The 17,444-nt window shown below is 64.1% G+C and carries 16 protein-coding genes; 5 read left to right on the plus strand and 11 right to left on the minus strand.

Annotated features, from left to right (window positions below; all coding sequences use genetic code 11):
* Positions 1–67 precede the first annotated feature (67 nt).
* Positions 68–1,681, plus strand: coding sequence for an NAD(P)/FAD-dependent oxidoreductase (locus tag BMY68_RS18930; RefSeq protein ID WP_009042478.1), 1,614 nt, complete (start codon positions 68–70; stop codon positions 1,679–1,681).
* 139 nt (positions 1,682–1,820) lie between these two features.
* Here the strand turns inward: BMY68_RS18930 and BMY68_RS18940 are convergent, their stop codons facing one another.
* Positions 1,821–2,915, minus strand: coding sequence for a PLP-dependent cysteine synthase family protein (locus BMY68_RS18940; RefSeq protein WP_085530001.1), 1,095 nt, complete (start codon positions 2,913–2,915; stop codon positions 1,821–1,823).
* Positions 2,916–3,238: 323 nt separating this feature from the next.
* Here BMY68_RS18940 and nhaA point away from each other — a divergent pair, with 323 nt between their 5' ends.
* The gene (gene nhaA / locus BMY68_RS18945; protein WP_009042476.1) at positions 3,239–4,426 is read left to right on the plus strand and encodes a Na+/H+ antiporter NhaA; all 1,188 of its coding nucleotides are present in this window, start codon (positions 3,239–3,241) and stop codon (positions 4,424–4,426) included.
* Between the two features lie 79 nt (positions 4,427–4,505).
* Here nhaA and BMY68_RS18950 read toward each other — a convergent pair whose 3' ends face one another.
* The gene (locus tag BMY68_RS18950; protein WP_007923357.1) at positions 4,506–4,970 is read right to left on the minus strand and encodes an outer membrane lipoprotein; all 465 of its coding nucleotides are present in this window, start codon (positions 4,968–4,970) and stop codon (positions 4,506–4,508) included.
* Positions 4,971–5,143: 173 nt separating this feature from the next.
* On the opposite strand from BMY68_RS18950, the gene BMY68_RS18955 reads away from it, so the two are divergent.
* Positions 5,144–5,380: a hypothetical protein gene (locus tag BMY68_RS18955; protein WP_085530000.1), complete on the plus strand. Its 237-nt coding sequence runs from the start codon at positions 5,144–5,146 to the stop codon at positions 5,378–5,380.
* Between the two features lie 13 nt (positions 5,381–5,393).
* Here the strand turns inward: BMY68_RS18955 and pdxH are convergent, their stop codons facing one another.
* The 5 genes from pdxH to dinG form a co-directional block, all read right to left on the minus strand.
* Positions 5,394–6,041, minus strand: a complete 648-nt coding sequence (pdxH, locus tag BMY68_RS18960) for a pyridoxamine 5'-phosphate oxidase (RefSeq protein WP_009047373.1) — start codon at positions 6,039–6,041, stop codon at positions 5,394–5,396.
* 31 nt (positions 6,042–6,072) lie between these two features.
* Positions 6,073–7,242 carry an OmpA family protein gene (locus BMY68_RS18965; protein WP_085529999.1) on the minus strand — a complete coding sequence of 390 codons (1,170 nt, stop codon included), beginning with the start codon at positions 7,240–7,242 and terminating at the stop codon, positions 6,073–6,075.
* Between the two features lie 140 nt (positions 7,243–7,382).
* The gene (locus tag BMY68_RS18970; protein WP_007923077.1) at positions 7,383–8,528 is read right to left on the minus strand and encodes an EstA family serine hydrolase; all 1,146 of its coding nucleotides are present in this window, start codon (positions 8,526–8,528) and stop codon (positions 7,383–7,385) included.
* Positions 8,529–8,745: 217 nt separating this feature from the next.
* Positions 8,746–11,166 (minus strand): beta-galactosidase, encoded by a 2,421-nt coding sequence (locus BMY68_RS18975; protein WP_085529998.1) that lies wholly within the window; start codon positions 11,164–11,166, stop codon positions 8,746–8,748.
* 95 nt (positions 11,167–11,261) lie between these two features.
* A complete protein-coding gene (dinG, locus tag BMY68_RS18980; protein WP_062823481.1) occupies positions 11,262–13,406 on the minus strand; it encodes an ATP-dependent DNA helicase DinG in 2,145 nt (714 codons plus the stop codon).
* Between the two features lie 99 nt (positions 13,407–13,505).
* On the opposite strand from dinG, the gene BMY68_RS18985 reads away from it, so the two are divergent.
* Complete coding sequence (locus tag BMY68_RS18985; RefSeq protein ID WP_085529997.1) at positions 13,506–13,970, plus strand: CopD family protein; 465 nt, start codon at positions 13,506–13,508, stop codon at positions 13,968–13,970.
* A 118-nt stretch (positions 13,971–14,088) separates the two neighbouring features.
* On the opposite strand, the gene BMY68_RS18990 is transcribed toward BMY68_RS18985, so the two are convergent.
* From BMY68_RS18990 to BMY68_RS19005, 4 genes are all read right to left on the minus strand, one after another.
* On the minus strand, positions 14,089–14,847 hold the full coding sequence (locus tag BMY68_RS18990; RefSeq protein WP_085529996.1) for a collagen pro alpha-chain precursor: 759 nt from the start codon (positions 14,845–14,847) through the stop codon (positions 14,089–14,091).
* Positions 14,840–15,118 carry a DUF1145 domain-containing protein gene (locus tag BMY68_RS18995; RefSeq protein ID WP_085529995.1) on the minus strand — a complete coding sequence of 93 codons (279 nt, stop codon included), beginning with the start codon at positions 15,116–15,118 and terminating at the stop codon, positions 14,840–14,842. Before BMY68_RS18995 ends, BMY68_RS18990 begins: the two co-directional genes overlap by 8 nt.
* 118 nt (positions 15,119–15,236) lie before the next feature.
* A complete protein-coding gene (locus tag BMY68_RS19000; protein WP_085529994.1) occupies positions 15,237–15,956 on the minus strand; it encodes a PA1041 family peptidoglycan-binding anchor lipoprotein in 720 nt (239 codons plus the stop codon).
* A gap of 102 nt (positions 15,957–16,058) precedes the next feature.
* Positions 16,059–16,751: a PA1041 family peptidoglycan-binding anchor lipoprotein gene (locus BMY68_RS19005; RefSeq protein ID WP_007923054.1), complete on the minus strand. Its 693-nt coding sequence runs from the start codon at positions 16,749–16,751 to the stop codon at positions 16,059–16,061.
* A gap of 195 nt (positions 16,752–16,946) precedes the next feature.
* Here BMY68_RS19005 and BMY68_RS19010 point away from each other — a divergent pair, with 195 nt between their 5' ends.
* Complete coding sequence (locus BMY68_RS19010) at positions 16,947–17,444, plus strand: DUF6231 family protein (protein ID WP_007923053.1); 498 nt, start codon at positions 16,947–16,949, stop codon at positions 17,442–17,444.

Consider the following 17,444-nt stretch of genomic DNA (forward strand, 5'->3'; position numbering starts at 1 on the left):
GGCTTATAATCGCCGGTTTGTAAAACCGCCCTGACGCATTGGTGCGTCCCGCGAACCGGACCCTGTCATGTTACGAATCACCGAACTCAAGCTGCCGATCGACCATCCCGATGAAGACCTGCGCCCTGCCATCCTGCAGCGCCTGGGCATCGCCAGCGAGGACCTGCTCGACTTCACCCTGTTCAAGCGTAGCTACGACGCGCGCAAGAAGTCGTCCGAGCTGTGCTTCATCTATACCCTCGATCTGAACGTGCGCGACGAGGCCAGGCTGCTGCACAAGTTCGCCGACGACCGTAACGTCAACCCGGCGCCGGATGTCAGCTACAAGGTCGTCGGCCAGGCGCCCGCCGACCTGGCGCAGCGCCCGATCGTGGTGGGTTTCGGCCCCTGCGGGATTTTCGCCGGCCTGCTGCTGGCGCAGATGGGTTTCAAGCCGATCATCCTCGAGCGCGGCAAGGAAGTGCGCCAGCGCACCAAGGACACCTGGGGCCTGTGGCGCAAAAGCGTGCTCAACCCGGAATCCAACGTGCAGTTCGGCGAAGGCGGCGCGGGGACCTTCTCCGACGGCAAGCTGTACAGCCAGATCAAGGACCCGAAACACCACGGCCGCAAGGTCCTGCACGAGTTCGTCAAGGCCGGCGCGCCGGAAGAGATCCTCTACGTCAGCAAGCCGCACATCGGCACCTTCCGCCTGACCGGCGTGGTCGAGAACATGCGCCAGCAGATCATCGCCCTGGGCGGTGAGGTGCGCTTCGAGCAACGGGTGACCGACGTGCTGATCGAAGACGGCCAGCTGGTCGGCGTCGAGCTCAACAGCGGCGAACAGATTCACTCGAAACACGTGATCCTGGCCCTCGGCCACAGCGCCCGCGACACCTTCCGCATGCTCCACGGCCGTGGCGTGTACATGGAGGCCAAGCCGTTCTCCGTGGGTTTCCGCATCGAACACCCGCAGTCGCTGATCGACAGCGCACGCCTGGGCAAGTACGCCGGTCACCCGAAACTCGGCGCCGCCGACTACAAGCTGGTGCACCACGCGAAGAACGGCCGTTCGGTCTACAGCTTCTGCATGTGCCCGGGCGGCACCGTGGTGGCGGCGACCTCCGAGCCGAACCGCGTGGTCACCAACGGCATGAGCCAATACTCGCGTAACGAGCGCAACGCCAACTCCGGCATCGTGGTCGGCATCACCCCGGAAGTGGATTACCCGGGCGGCCCGCTGGCTGGTATCGAGCTGCAGGAACGCCTGGAATCCCACGCCTTTGTGCTCGGCGGCAGCAACTACGAAGCCCCGGCGCAACTGGTCGGCGACTTTATCGCCGGCAAGCCGTCCACCGCCCTGGGCAGCGTCGAGCCGTCCTACAAGCCGGGCGTCGCCCTGGGTGACCTGGCCCTGGCCCTGCCGGACTTCGCCATCGAGGCGATCCGCGAAGCGCTGCCGGCCTTCGAGCGGCAGATCAAGGGTTACTCCCTGCACGACGCGGTGCTGACCGGGATCGAGACCCGCACCTCGTCGCCGCTGCGCATTACCCGCGACGAATCGATGCAGAGCCTGAACGTGAAAGGCCTGTACCCGGCCGGTGAAGGCGCCGGTTATGCCGGCGGCATTCTGTCGGCGGGTGTCGACGGGATCCGCATCGCCGAAGCGGTGGCGCGCAATATCCTCGGGATCGAGGCGTAAGCCTCCAGGGGTAGAGCCCCTCTGTAGGAGCGAGCTTGCTCGCGATGGAGGCCAACGATAACGCGGAGCGTCTGACACACCGCGTTGTCTTGACGTTTTTCGCGAGCAAGCTCGCTCCTACAAGGGCGGGCTTGCACGCTCAGATGCCGGCGCGCAATACGCTGGCCGGCAACGCCTCGCCACGCTCCACACTCGCCGCCACCGCCTCGATCAAGGCCGTCAGCTGGTAACCCTGAGCGGTTAGCCAGTCCTGATCGTAATAGGTGGTCGCATAACGCTCGCCACCGTCACACAGGATGGCGACGATCGAGCCACTCTCCCCGGCCTGTTTCATCTGCTGCGCCGCCATCAGCGCGCCGATCAGGTTGGTACCGCTGGAACCGCCCACCCGCCGCCCCAGGCGCTGCGCCAGGTAATGCATGGCCGCCAGCGACAGGGCATCCGGCACCTTGACCATCGCATCGATCACCTTGGGCAGGAACGACGCCTCGACCCGTGGCCGGCCGATCCCTTCGATGCGCGAACCGCAATCCAGGCGCAGGCTGGCATCACCGCTCTGGTAGTAATCGAAGAACACCGAACGCTCGGCGTCGGCGCAGAGTACCCGGGTGCAATGCTGGCGATACCGCACATAACGCCCCAGGGTGGCGGTGGTGCCGCCGGTGCCCGGGCTGGAGATCAGCCATTTGGGCTCCGGGTAACGCTCGAAGCGCAGCTGCTGGAAGATCGACTCGGCGATGTTGTTGTTCGCCCGCCAATCGGTGGCGCGCTCGGCGTAGGTGAACTGGTCCATGAAATGCCCGCCGCCCTCCAGGGCCAGGCGCTCCGACTCGGCGTAGATCTGCGTCGGGTCCTGCACCAGATGGCTCTTGCCGCCGTAGAAGGCGATCTGCGCGATCTTTTCCTGGGACGTGGTGGCCGGCATCACCGCAATGAACGGCAAGCCCAGCAGGCGCGCGAAATAGGCCTCGGAAATCGCCGTCGAACCACTGGATGCCTCGATCACCGGCGCCCCGGGCTTGAGCCAGCCGTTACACAGCGCATAAAGGAACAACGAACGCGCCAGGCGATGCTTGAGGCTGCCGGTGGGATGGCTGGACTCGTCCTTGAAATACAGCTCGATGCCCGGCAGGCCCGGCAGAGGCAAGGGGATCAGGTGGGTGTCGGCGCTGCGCTGGAAGTCGGCTTCGATGATCCGGATGGCCTCGCGGGCCCACTGACGGTTGTCGCTCATGGTGTTTTCTCGTTGGCTCGAACGCCACATGGACGCAGAAAGATGAAGTGCACCCAGCATAGGCGATCCAGGCACAAGGAAAATCGGGCGCTGCAACAGGCAAAAGTCCCCGGCCCGTAGGGCTGGGGCCGGACATGTTAGGAAACATCCCCGGTCGCTCACAGGTACAGTTTTGAATCAATTGGATACACAACTGCTAGGCTGGTTTTCCAGCAGACCGCTGCCCTGCTGTATATAACAAAAAAGAATATAACTTTTGTTTTAACAACTAACAGTACGGGTTAGGGTGTGCCACCTTTTTAGTTTTCTGATGGAGAGCGACCTTGCCTCTGCGTAGCACTTTCACGCGTTTCTTTCAGTTGGAAGCTGCCAGCGGTCTGTTATTGATTGCCGCTGCCGTGCTTGCCCTGATCATCAACAACTCACCGCTGTCCTGGCTGTACAACGGCCTGCTGGACACACCCGTGGTCGCCCAGATCGGCGCCCTGAAAATCGCCAAGCCGCTGCTGCTGTGGATCAATGACGGCCTGATGGCCATGTTCTTCCTGCTGATCGGCCTGGAGGTCAAGCGCGAGGTCCTCGACGGCCACCTGTCCAAGCCTTCGCAGATCGTCCTGCCGGGCGCCGCCGCCATCGGCGGCATGGTGGTGCCGGCGCTGATCTACTGGTTCCTCAACAAGGACAACCCGCCGGCGCTCAGCGGCTGGGCGATCCCCATGGCCACCGACATCGCCTTCGCCCTCGGCGTGCTGGCCCTGCTGGGCAAGCGGGTTCCGGTGTCGCTGAAGCTGTTCCTGATGACGCTGGCGATCATCGACGACCTGGGGGCCATCATCGTCATCGCGATTTTCTACTCCGGCGCCCTGTCGACCCTGTCGCTGGTACTCGCGGCTGCCTGCCTGGTGGCGCTGGTGGCGATGAACCGCCTGGGGGTGGTCAAGCTCGGGCCGTACCTGATCATCGGCCTGATCCTCTGGGTCTGCGTGCTCAAGAGTGGCGTCCACGCGACCCTGGCCGGCGTGACCCTGGCGTTCTGCATCCCGCTGCGCACCCGCAATGCCGAGCCTTCGCCGCTGCTGAGCCTGGAACATGCGCTGCATCCGTGGGTCGCCTACGGCATCCTGCCGCTGTTCGCCTTCGCCAATGCCGGCCTGTCGCTGCAGGGCATCACCGTGGAAAGCTTCACCCACTATGTGCCCATGGGCATCGCCATCGGCCTGCTGCTGGGCAAGACCGTCGGCGTATTCGGCCTGACCTGGCTGGCGGTGAAGATGGGGCTGGCCGCCCTCCCCGCCGGCGCCAACTGGGGCCAGGTGCTGGGCGTGGCGATTCTCTGCGGGATCGGCTTCACCATGAGCCTGTTCGTGGGTTCCCTGGCCTTTGTGCCCGGCAGCAGCGAATACGCCGGCATGGACCGCATGGGCATCCTCACCGGCTCGCTCTTCGCCGCCCTGATCGGCTACGCGGTGACGGCCGCGGCCAGCCGCAAGAACCCACAACTGCCGGCATAACCGCCGGCGTTGCCAGGGCTGAAAACACAAAACCCCGACCAGTTGCCTGGCCGGGGTTTTGTTTTGTCGCGGTTAACGCTTAGTGGGCGACACGGCTGGTGCCGTTGACGCTCATGATGCGTACGCGCTCGCCAACGCGGAACACTTCGTTTTGTTCAACTTGTTGTACATAGGCACGCATGCTGCCGTCGTCTTCACGCACGGTGATTTCCACGCCCTGGGTACGGGTCAGGCCTTCCTCGGTGGCGGAACCGATCAGGCCGCCTGCCACCGCACCGATGACCGCCGCCACGATGCTGCCTTTGCCGCCGCCGATGGCGCTGCCGCCAACGCCGCCGACCGCTGCGCCGGCGAGGCCGCCGATCGGGGTCTTGGTGCCTTCGATTTTCACCGGACGCAGGGATTCGATAGTGCCCATGCGAACGGTCTGTACGCGACGCGCCTCGTCACGGGAGTAAGAGTCACCGGACAGATTGGATTGGCAACCGGTGAGCAACATGGCCATCGTGGAAAAGGAAGCAACCAGCAAAACAGACTTACGCATAGGATCAACTCCAAAGGACAGATAATCATTAAACTCCGCAGCTTGACGCCTGTCACGGCGTCGCCCGGATAAAATGTGTTCCATTCAGCAGCAGTACAGACTGCTTGAATATAAAAACTCTTCACACGGTAGCGCTTATTTCCCGAGTTGCGCCACCGGCCAAAGGATTTTCCATGGATTACTTCATCATTGTCGTGACCACCCTTGCCGGCCTGTACTTCCATTGGTGGCTGTATGTACGGATCAAGCGCTGGATGGACCGGGACCTGGCGCTGTCGCTGGCCGGTGGGGACGAGAAGAAGAAATCCTTCATGCTGCAACAGCTGGCGAAAGCCCATCGCCAGAAAGTAAAACGCCGGGACCTGCCACAGTGGCTAGAAGCCGCCGCGGCCGGTTATCCCGGCGAATGACCTGATTCCTGGTTCAGGGGGCCAGGCGCTCACGCACCCAGTCGGCACCTTGCAGGCGGTAGTTCAAGCGATCGTGCAAACGGCTGGCGCGCCCTTGCCAGAACTCGATGCGCTCCGGTAACAGGCGATAACCACCCCAGTGCTCGGGGCAATGGGGCTGGGTATCGCTGAAGCGCTCCTCGGTGTTCTTGAGCAAGGCTTCCAGCTCCTGACGATCGGCGATCACCTGGCTCTGCGGCGATGCCCAGGCGCCCAGGCGGCTGCCCAGCGGGCGGACCTGGAAGTAGGCATCGGACTCCTCGGCGGTGACCTTGACCACCCGCCCCTCGATACGCACCTGACGCTCCAGGGCCGGCCAGAAGAAGGTCATGGCGGCAAAAGGCCGTGCGGCCAGTTGCTGCCCCTTGGCGCTGTCGTAGTTGGTGAAAAAGGTGAACCCCTGCGCATCCAGCCCCTTGAGCAGCAGGATGCGGCAATGGGGGCGCCCCTCTTCGTCAACGGTCGCCAGGGTCATGGCATTGGCCTCGACCGGCGGCTGCTCGGTTTTCACCGCCTGTGCGAACCACTGGTGAAACAGCGTGAAGGGCTCGACCGGAGCCTGGGCTTCGGTCAGTCCGTCACGGGTGTAGTCGCGGCGCATGTCCGCCAGTCCCTGGGTCATTGCAGGTTCCTTTTGCCCGATGCCTGATGAATCAGTTCTTCGCCTGTTCGGTCGCGGCCTTGGCCGGAGCCTTGGCAGTGGTGGTTTTCTTGGCGGTTTCTTTCTTCGCTACAGGCTTCTTGGCTGGGGCTTTTTTCGCCGGAGCGGCTTTCTTCGCGACGGCTTTCTTCGAGGAGGCAGCAGGAACGACTGGTTTCACATCCTGTACGGCAACCAGTTCAGCCTCGGACGGAGTCGGCTGGTTGTACTTGCTCAGCAGGGCCAGCATGGTGCTGCGCTGGGTGACGATGATTTCCACGCGACGGTTCAGCGCACGCCCTTCGGCGCTGTCGTTGGCCGCACGAGGCATCACCGAACCCATGCCACGCAGCATCAGGCGATCGCGCTTCAGGCCAGTGAGGCTGAAAATCGCGGCGACGGACTGCGCACGGTCACGGCTCAGCTTCTGGTTGACCGCCGCGGCACCGGTGGTGTCGGCATGGCCCAGTACCAGCACGGAAGTCTTGGCGTCGGTACCCACGGCCTTGGCCACGCGGGTGAACGGGCTCAGGGTGACCGGCAGCAACATGGCCGGGCGATCCGGATTGAACGAACCGTCGACCGGGGCGATCACCACCAGGGTGTTCTCGCGACGCTCCAGTTGCAGGCGGCTGTCCTTGATGGCTTCACGCAAGCGCGGCTCGTAGTCGTCCAGCCAGGCCTGGGTGATTTTTGGATCCGGCATCGGGATGTCTTTCACATCTGCCTTGGTCGGAGACTTGGGCTGCTGATTGAACGGCCACCACCAGTTGCCGGTCTCGGTCTTGGCGACCTTCGGAGCCGCGGTCGCGGCATCCGCCTTGGCTTTGGCGTCGGCTACTGGCTCTTTGACTGCGTCTTTGCTCGTGTCCTTGGAAGGGAACGGCCACCACCAGTTGGTGGTCTCGGCCTTGGCGGCCGGAGCAGCGACGGAAGCGGTTGCGGTTTCGACCTTGGCTGCGGCAGGAGCGGTCGCGGACTTGGCGGTGGATGTGGCGGCGGACTTGGCCGCGGAAACCTCGTTGGCAGCTGCTTTTGCTGCCGGTTGCACCGCTTCCTTGCTGGCGGTCTTATCGGAACCGAAAGACCACCAATGCCCACCTTCTACGTCATTTTGTGGAGTTTGTGCACAACCGGTGACAGTGAGGCAAAGAGCCAAGGCTAAAGACTTGTTCGACGACATGGGATATCCACAAAATGAGATCAAAAATTACGGTCTCTACGAACCGTACAAACAGACGCTTTGAAAGTATAAAAGCCACAGGGTTCCTTGCTGATGCTTTTACTCATGTTTAGGCAAAAAAAATCCTGACAGCAACTTTTTTACAGACAATCCGACAGAACCCTCACTAACTTCTGCGCTCTTGGATCCATCAGCACGTACGGACCCAGGGTATTGGTGACAAAACCGAAGGCCACATCGTACTCAGGATCGGCAAAACCGATGGAGCCACCTGCTCCCGGATGGCCGAAGGCGCGTGGGCCGAGACCGAAGGTCGCGTTGGCCACCTGCGGCTGATCAAGCATGCAACCCAGGCCGAAACGGGTCTGGGTCAACAGGGTCTTGTCCATGCCGACGCTGTGTTCGCGTGTCAGCTCTTCGAGCATGTCCGCTTCCAGCAGGCTGCCATCGAGCAGGCCGCTGTAGAACCCGGCCAGGCTGCGGGCATTGCCATGGCCATTGGCCGCTGGCTGTTGCATGCGCCGCCATTCCGGCTTGTTGGTACTGGTCATGATCGACGGCGGGTTGGTGAACGCCCGGGTGGTCATGGCCGTGGGTTCGCGCATGGTCACTTGCAGCAGGCGCTGCGCGGCCGCGTCGCCGACATTGCCCTTGCCCCGGGCGATGTGCGCCACGCGGTAAAACTCCTCGTCCGCCAGGCCGACATGGAAATCCAGCCCCAGCGGCCTGGCGACCCGTGCCACGATGGACTCGCCGGGACCACGCCCGTCAGCCCGCCGCAGCAGCTCACCCACCAGCCAGCCATAGGTAATGGCCGCATAACCATGACCTTCACCCGGTGTCCACCAAGGAGCCTCCGCCGCGAGGGCATCGACCATGGTTTGCCAGTCGTAGAGTGCTTCCGGCGCCAGCAGCTCACGCAAGGCCGGCAGCCCGGCCTGATGGCAGAGCAACTGACGCAGGGTGATCGCTTCCTTGCCGGCCGCGGCGAATTCAGGCCAATACCGGGCAACCGGCGCGTCCAACTGCAACTTGCCTTCGGCCACCAGTTGCAGGGCGGTGACCGCGGTAAAGGTCTTGGTGCAGGAAAACAGGTTGGCGATGGTATCGCTGTGCCAGGCCTCGCTGCCGTCCTTATCGGCGGTGCCGGCCCAGAGGTCGAGCACGGTTTCCCCGCCGATCTGAATGCACAACGCCGCGCCGCGCTCCTGGGGATCATCGAAGAGTGCCGCGAAGGCTTCGCGCACCGCCTCGAACTTAAGCTCGTAATGACCCTGAATCTGCACCCGTGACTCCCCCAGACCATGCTCTACAAAGTGGTGCGCATTGTTCCAGCCCTTGAGGGTTTTGGGAACAGAAGCGAGCCCGGTGGCGATCCACCGGAAGAATTGTTCAGAAATCGACGGACATTGAACGCAGCGCGGGCCGGCCAGCCCCTACGTGAGTGTAGAGGCGGACCGGCCCGCGCGAGGGAAGCCGTACCCTAAAGGCCTGGCTCAGCGATCAATGGCCATTCGCCGAATGCCCACCCGCATGGCCGCCGCCCTGCCCTGCGCCCTTGCCATCATGGCCCGGCTTGCCACCATCGGCATGACCCGCGGTCTTGTCGGCCTCTGCCTTGGCCTTCCCGGCTTCCTTGCCCAACTGCTCAAGGGCCTGCAGGTTGCTCTTGCGCACGCTGTCGACAAACCCCTGGAACGGCACATCGGTGATGCCCACCAGGCCGAAATGGCCGTTCTCGCCGTCCAGCAGGCGGCCGGTGACCGGTTGATCGAGGTACTGGAACCAGTGCACGCCGACAATCGACGGCTCGCTCAACGCCTGCTTGAGGAATTGGGCATAGGCCGGGCCGCGATCCTCCTCCCGTACCAGCTCGGTCACGCCACCCCAGAATGGGCCGCGATCCCGGGAGCCGAAGTTGAACTCGGTGATCAGGACCGGCTTGTCCAGCGTGTTCAGCCGGGCAAAGTCGTAACCGTCCTGTGGCTTGAGGGTGTACATGTTGAAACTCAACACATCGCAATACTGGGCGCAGGACGCCACGGCCTCGGGGGTGCTGATGGCGAAGCGTCCGCCCAGCAACAGGTGGTTCGGCGCGTGCCACTTCAGCGAATCGGAGATGGTCTTGAAGTAGGTGTCGGCAAAGACCTTCTGGAAGTACTTGAAGTCGGCTTCGATCTCCGGATGTTCCGGGCTAGGCAAAGGCGGCTCGAACCCCGGGTCCTCCATCAGTTCCCAGGCGGTCAGGTTGATGCCCCAGGCCTTCGACAGGCCCTCCTGGTTACGGTACTTGTCGCGCAGTTGCTTGAGGAACGCACGCTTGGCCGGCACGTCGGTGGTCATGCGCAACGTGCCGTATGCCAGGGCATAACGCGACTTGGGGTCATCGCCGGGGCCGGCCCAGGCCAGTTCGTTGTCGGCGAAGTAGCCGATCAGCCAGGGATCGTCGCGGTGATCGCGGGCGGCAATGGCCACGGCGCGCTCGGTGGCCATGGCAAAACGCGGATCGAACGGATCGGGCATGCCACCCCACCAGTCGGTGCCGGTGCTGATGCTTGCATAGTCGCCGACGATCGACAGCGGCAAGGTGTAGGGCACGCGGTCATTCAGGCCCAACGCCGGCGCGCTCCAGTTGCCGATGGTATTGAAACCCCAGGCTTGCAGGCGATCCAGGGTGTGGCTGGCCCAGCGCTTCTGGTCCAGGGCCGCAGCAGGGCAAGCTGCCGCGGCTGGCGGCTCGGTGCCCGGCCCGGCCTGGGCCTCTTGGGCGTCAGCCTTGGCGGCATCCGCCACGCCGGCCTTGGTTTCGCCCGGGGTGCAAGGCACGCCGTAGGTGCGCTGCAGGTTGGCGCCATAGAAGTCGTACCAGCGACCGACGTTGTAGGCGCGGCCCTGGTCGGCGCCATTGCCGCCGCGGTTGTCGCCTTCGCCGTAATAACCGGCCAGCGGCTCGCCGACGTTGGGCAGTGTCGTGAACATCCACTCACGACCGGCGACGTAGGTCTGGCTGTTGTCCGCCGCGACCGCATTGACCCCCAGGGAATAGAACGGATGCCCCTGGGGCGTCACCAGATACCAGCGGCCATCGCGCTTCTCGGTACGGAAGAAACCACTGGCCTTGAAGGCTGGCCCGTTGCTCCAGCCACCGAAGGTGTCCAGGGAGGCGCGTTCGCGTTCGGCCAGCCAGGTTTTCAATTGCTGTTGTTCCTTGTTCGCAGCGGCCTTGAGCTGCTCGTCGCTGGCGATCTTTTCCGGCCATTTGGCGCGGGTCGACTGGCCGTAGGCATCCACCAGACCACCGTAGGCCGCCTTGACCACCGCCTCGCCGTCCTGCACGCCAAAACGTTCGAGCAGGATGCTCTGGGCGGCTTTCGGTTGATCCATGGACAAGGTCACCGAGACCACCTGGCTGCGGTCCAGCTCGCCTTCGCTGCTGGCCAGCAGCACGCGCTGGCCTTCGAAGATCATCGGCATCGGCGGACCGGCCTTCATGCCTTGGCTCAGCGGCGAACTGGCAACCAGCGGCACCAGCAGGGTCTGTGCCGGGCCGGCCGGCAGGTCGATGCGACTGACCAGGGTCTTGCCGTCATTGCTCTGGATCTTCACGTACAGGGTCAGGGCCCAGTTCATCGCGCTCTGGATCCGCAGGCTCATGACCCCGGACTGCGACCAATCCCAGGCACCGGTCTGCGGGGTCAGGCGCAGGCTGGGTTGAATCGCCGGATTGAAGGTCACCCGGCGCAGCACTTCGCCCTCGGCTGTCTGCTCCGCGTTGGCTTGCGGCAGGCTGGCATCCACTGTCGCCACCTGCACCACATCGGCAGGCCGGACAAAGTTGAACAGCGTCTGTTGCCCCGCGGGCGCGGCGAGCAGCGGCGTGGCGAACAGCAGAGCAAAGACAGCGGGTAACGAACGGCGAATCATAGGGACCTGGTGCTCCTTAACGGCCGATGAGCGGCCTGTGTGCAATCAGAGGGATATGCAATGGACAACGCGACCGGCCCACAGGCCGGCCGCGCTCAGGAAATTTCCCGGCGGAACGGCGGCAACGCATTGAGAATAGCCTTGCCATAACGCTGGGTGACCAGGCGCCGATCCAGCAGGGTGATGGTGCCGCGGTCCTGTTCGGTACGCAGCAGGCGACCGCAGGCCTGGACCAGCTTGAGCGAGGCGTCCGGCACCGAGATTTCCATGAACGGGTTGCCGCCCCTGGCTTCGATCCACTCGGCCAACGCGGCTTCCACCGGATCGTCCGGCACCGAGAACGGGATCTTGGCGATCACCACGTGCTCGCAGTAGGCGCCGGGCAGGTCCACACCCTCGGCAAAACTGGCCAGGCCGAACAGCACGCTGGAATCGCCGCCATCGACCCGCGCCTTGTGCTTGTTCAGTGTTTCCTGTTTCGACAGGTTGCCTTGAATGAACACCTGCTTGCGCCAGTCGCGATCGAGGCCGTCGAACACGTCTTGCATCTGCTTGCGCGACGAGAACAGCACCAGGGTGCCCCGCGAGCCCTCCACCAGCTCCGGCAGGTCGCGGATGATCGCCGCGGTGTGGGCCGGAGCATCCCGTGGGTCGGCGCGCAGGTCGGGAACCCGCAGCACCCCGGCGTCGGCGTGATGGAAGGGGCTGGGCACCACCGCCGTCACGGCTTTTTTCGGCAGCCCGGCACGCATGCGGAAGCGATCGAAGCTGCCCAGGGCAGTCAGGGTGGCGGAGGTCACGAGCGCGCCATAGGCCACGTTCCACAGGTTGCGACGGAGCATCTCCGCGGCAAGGATCGGGCTGGCGTTGACCTCGATGTCGAACAGCGAGCCGCTTTCCGCCAGGGTCAGCCAGCGTGCCATCGGCGGGTTGTCTTCCGGGTCTTCGGTGGTGAAGGCGGTCCACAGTTCCCAGTTGCCCGAGGCGCGCGACAGCAGGCTGCCGAACAGCGGGTACCACTCTTCGGCCTGGTTGCTGGCGATGCCGATATTGACCTCGCCGTCCATGCCTTCCTTGAGCAGGTCGGTCAGGCGGGTGAACAGGTCGGTCAGGCGCGAGAAGCCTTTTTTCAGCTCGATGCCCATTTCGCGCATATGGTCGGGGATCAGCCCGCCGACAAAACGGTGGCGCGGCCGCTCGCGGCCCTCCATGTCTTCGCCGGTCTTGAAGTCGGCCAGTTGTTCGCAGGCGGTGAACATGAACTGCTGCTGGGTCTTGATCTCCCGCGCCAGCTCCGGCACCTGCTCGATCAGCTTGCCCAGATCGCCCGGCAACGGGTGCTGGGCCAGCAGCTTGGTGAGGTTCTTGGCGGTCTGCTCCAGCCAGTCGGCGGTGGAGCGCAGGCGAGTGTAATGGGCGAAGTGGCCGATGGCCTTGTCCGGCAGGTGGTGGCCTTCGTCGAACACATAGAGGGTGTCGCGCGGGTCCGGCAACACCGCGCCGCCGCCCAGGGCCAGGTCGGCCAGGACCATGTCGTGGTTGGTGACGATCACGTCGACCTTGCCCATGCCTTCGCGGGCCTTGTAGAAGGCGCACTGGCCGAAGTTCGGGCAATGGCGGTTGGTGCACTGGCTATGGTCGGTGGTCAGGCGCGCCCAGTCGGCGTCTTCCAGAGCGGTGGGCCAGCTGTCGCGGTCACCGTCCCATTTATTGCCGGCGAGCTTCTCGATCATGCTGGTAAACAGCTTCTGGCTGGCCTCGTCGACCTCGATCTTGAAGCCTTCTTCTTCGAACAGCTGGGCGGTGGCGGTTTGCGCGTGGCCTTCCTGCAGCAGCATGTCGAGCTTGGACAGGCACATGTAGCGGCCACGGCCCTTGGCCAGGGAGAAGGTGAAGTTCAGCCCGCTGTTGCGCATCAGGTCGGGCAGGTCCTTGTAGACGATCTGCTCCTGCAGGGCGACGGTGGCGGTGGCGATTACCAGGCGCTTGCCGGCGGCCTTGGCGGTCGGGATCGCGGCCAGGCTGTAGGCCACGGTCTTGCCGGTACCGGTGCCCGCCTCCACGGCCACCACGGCCGGGTCGCCAGAGCGCCGGCCTTCGTCGTCGGTATCGACATCGCCCAGGACCTTGGCCACTTCGGCGATCATCAGGCGCTGGCCGTAACGCGGTTTCAGGCTCTTGGCTTCGAGAAAACGCGAGTAGGCGCCCTGGATCGTGGTTTTGAGTTCGTTGCTGATCATGGTTCTTCGGGCGCGAGAAACGCTGGATAAATTTTCAGTGGTTCGGATCGGCCGCTATCATACCCCGCTAATTCATCCCGCGCAGAACGGAGTACCCGAATGACAGCCTTTGCCCTTGCCTACACCCTGCATGTCCTGGCCGCCCTGGTCTGGGTCGGCGGCATGTTTTTCGCCTGGATGGTGCTGCGCCCCGCGGCGGTGGCGGCCCTTGAAGGGCCGGCGCGATTGAAGCTGTGGGCAGAAGTGTTCCCACGGTTTTTCGTCTGGGTCTGGATCGCGGTGGTGCTGTTGCCGATCAGCGGCGTCGGCCTGATCCACCTGCGTTTCAGCGGCTTCGAGACCGCACCGCGTTATGTGCAGGTGATGATGGGCCTGTATGTGGTGATGACCGCGCTGTTTATCCGGATCCAGTCGTTGCAGCTGCCAGCGCTGCGTCAGGCGGTGGCGGCCGAGGACTGGCCGACGGGGGCCACGACCCTGGGCAATATTCGGAAATTGGTGGGGATCAATCTGATCATTGGTCTGTTGCTGGTGGCGGTGGCGGCGGCCCGGCCGATGTTCTAAAAGCCGATACCGGAAAAAGCATCGCGGGCCAGCCTCGCGCCTACAGACAGCACAATCGTGTAGGAGCGAGGCTTGCCCGCGATAGCGTCAGAGTCAGCAGCGCTTGTTCGAAGACCGCCTACAGGCGTTGCACGGTTACCGAACCCGCGGGGCCTGCCGGCCCTGCATGGCCTTCGGCCCCAGGACGGCCGCTCTTGCCACCGTCGGCGCGATAGACGAAGCAGCCTTTGGACTTGCCCCCGGCCCCGGGTTTGCCGCCCGCACCGGCCACACCGCCGGCCCCACCCTCGACTAAGACCTTGATCTGCTCCGCCGGGTAATCCCGCGGCAGCTCGACCCGCACCTGGGCGCCCGCCGCCCCCGGCTGGCCATCACCGCCATTGTCGCCATCGGCGCCACGCCCGGCCTGGCCCCAGGTGCAACCCGGCTCCTCGCCGTTGGCGCCATCGAGGCCGACATAACCCGGCGCGCCGGTGCCACCGCGCGCATCCACCGAGAGCTCCCCGGCCTGCAGCGAGGTGATGCGCAGCGTCAGGTTGCGTCCGGGCTTGGCCGCCTTCTCATAGGTCCCCGGAGCCCCGCGAGAGGTGATCTGGCTGCCGGCCTCCAGATCGGCATGGTCGATGTCCAGTTGCAGGCTTTGTTCAGCCGGAACGATAGCGATCCGCGCCTCGCGCCCCAGACGCAACTCGCCGACCTTGACCTCGGTGACCGTGGACGGAATCAGCAAGGTGCCGTAGTCGGCCACTTCCAGGCGCTCCAGTTGCAGGCTGCTGGTGGTGTTGGGCAGGCGCATCAGGGAGTGGGTCTCGACTGTCACCACCTGGGCCAAAACCTGCGGGCTGCACAGTACCGCGAGCAGGCAGAGCTTACGCATGGCCGACCTCCGCGGGCTTCGCCGCCTTGAAGGTCTGCAGGTGGAAAATGCCGGTCAGGAGAATCTGCAGGCGATCGCGCCAAGGGTGGGCACGGCCCTTGAGGCTGCCGTTGAACAGCAGCAGCTCCATCAGGTGGGTCAGCAGCAACAGGCTGCCTGCCAGATTGAGCAACAGATGAATCGGATTGATCAGCGGGCTGACCAGATTAAATAGCACCAGCAACCAGAACAGCAGCGTCAACAGCTTGCCCAGCCCCCAAAACACCTTCATATGCCCCCCTTTGCGAATTTTTCTTTGCGCGCACAGTAACGACTTCGGCGAGGGATAAGCCAGAGGGCGGCGAAAATTCTCCCGCCGCCCCCTGCCAAGCCGCCCTGGCGCCTGGTGCTCAACGCTGAATATGCAGCTCCACCCGGCGGTTCTGCGCCCGCCCTTCTTCGGTGTCATTATCGGCGACCGGCTCGCTCTCGCCCTTGCCCTGGCTGGTCAGTTTGTCCGGCGTCAGGCCCTGGTTCAGGAGGAAGGCAACGACGCTGCTGGCGCGGCGTTCGGAGAGTTTCTGGTTGTATTCATCCGTCCCCTGGCTGTCGGTGTGACCAATGACCTTGATGCTCTGCACGTCGGCGCCCTGCAGCTTGGCCAGCAGCCCTTGCAGCTGGTTTTGGGCTTCGGGGGTCAGCTGCGCCGAGTCGAAGGCAAACAGCACATCGCCCTGATCGCTGAGGGTGATCACCTCAGATTGCGCCGCCGGCTCGGCTGCCGGTGCGGCCGGGTATTGCGGCAGCGGGCAGCCGCGGTTGTCGACCGGGGTATTGGCCGGGGTGTCCGGGCAACGGTCACGGCGGTCGAACACGCCGTCATCGTCCTTGTCACCATCCTGGGCGTAGCAGATCAAGCCGCCGGTCACCAGGCCGAGTGCCGCGCCACCCGCGGCCCAGCCACCGCTTTCAATGGCGCCCAGGCCGCCGCCCACCAGGCCGCCGAGCAGGCTGCAGACTGGCCACGTACGCTGGTTGAGGGGGGCAGTGCCGTCGCTGTGGGTAGCACAGCCTGTGAGCAGGCTGCCGAGCAGTAGAACCGGTAAGGCGGCTCGCGAGAGAAGACTCATCATGAATGCTCCTGTGTCACCGGCCCATACCGGTCACACAGGAGTAAAGACCCGCATGGGCGGCTGCACAAGCCGCCCATGCCAGGCAATCACGCCGGGCAATCAGCGGTTGATTTTGATTTCCGTGCGACGGTTCATCGCCCGGCCGTCGGCGGTCTTGTTATCCGCGACCGGCTGGCTCTCGCCGGCACCGACGACCGAAACGAAACTGCTGCGGGGTACGCCCGCGCTGATCAGGTACTCGGTCACCGAGCGCGCGCGCTTTTCCGAGAGGCGCTGGTTGTAGGCATCGCTGCCCACGCTGTCGGTGTGCCCGGTCACCCGCAGTTGCGCACTTGGCGCTTCCTGCTTCAGGCGCGTGGCGATGGTGTCGAGCTTGGCCTTGTCGGCAGCGGTCAGCCTGGCCGAATCGAACTCGAAGTGCACATCACGGATGACAATGGTCTCTTCCTTGACCACCACCGCTTCCTCGACCACCGCCACAGGCTCTGGCGGGCAACCGTTGGCGTCCACCTGCACGCCTTTAGGCGTGCCTGGGCACTTGTCGCGACTGTCCGGCACGCCATCGCCGTCTTCGTCGCCATCACCGTGCACCCAGCAATAACCGGCCGCGACACCAGCCCCCAGCAAGGCGCCGTAGCCTGCCCAGGACGAGCTTTCAATCGCGCCCAACGCGGCCCCACCGACACCCCCGACAGCGGCGCAGGTCGGCCAGTCGGTTTTCTGCAAACCTGCGCAACCAGTCAACACACTGGTTAGCAGAACCAAGGGTAATGCTGTCCGAACTATGCTCATCTAGTTATCTCCTGAGGGAATCGGCTTAGAACCGATTGGGGGAGTAAAGACCTGGCTTTAAATCTCCGCCAGCATCAGGCCGGCGGGCTTTGCCCCTGGTTTTACCCAGGATCGGCTGTCATTTCAGACAAAACGGCTCTAGGCCCGCGGGTCCGGGCAGGCTAGTCTTTGCCACTCAAAGAGTGAGGAACTTCGATGACCGCAGGTATTTCTTCGCGCACGCCCCAGCAGGCCCTGGCCGCCCTGCTCGATCGCTACGCCCCGCAACAGCTGCTGCTGATCGGCGCCAGCGGGTTTCCGGCCCTGGAGGCGTTTCGCCAGGCACACCCCGAAACCGTCATTGCCCAGACCGCGCCCGGCCCCTTGCCGGCGGAACTGGCGGCGCGCCGTTTCGACCTGGCGCTGGCGGTCGACTGCCTGGAGCATCTGCCCAAGCGCGACGGCCTGAACCTGCTCGGCGGCATCCGCAACCTCAACGCCAGCCGCATCGCGGTACTGGCCGACCTGAACGCCTGCGGCTGGCAGGAAACCGACTTTTTCTCCCTGGCCCTGCAGGCCAGCGAACGTTTCCAGCGCGACGAACAGGTCCTGACCCTGTTCACCTACGATCTGCTTGAATACAAACAAGTGCCCGACTGGCTCAATTCCAGGTTCTGGGCGAATCCGGAAAACTTCGGAAAGTACTGGTGGTAA

Origin of the sequence: Pseudomonas sp. NFACC41-3, assembly GCF_900109505.1 — a bacterium.
Classification (GTDB): domain Bacteria; phylum Pseudomonadota; class Gammaproteobacteria; order Pseudomonadales; family Pseudomonadaceae; genus Aquipseudomonas; species Aquipseudomonas chlororaphis.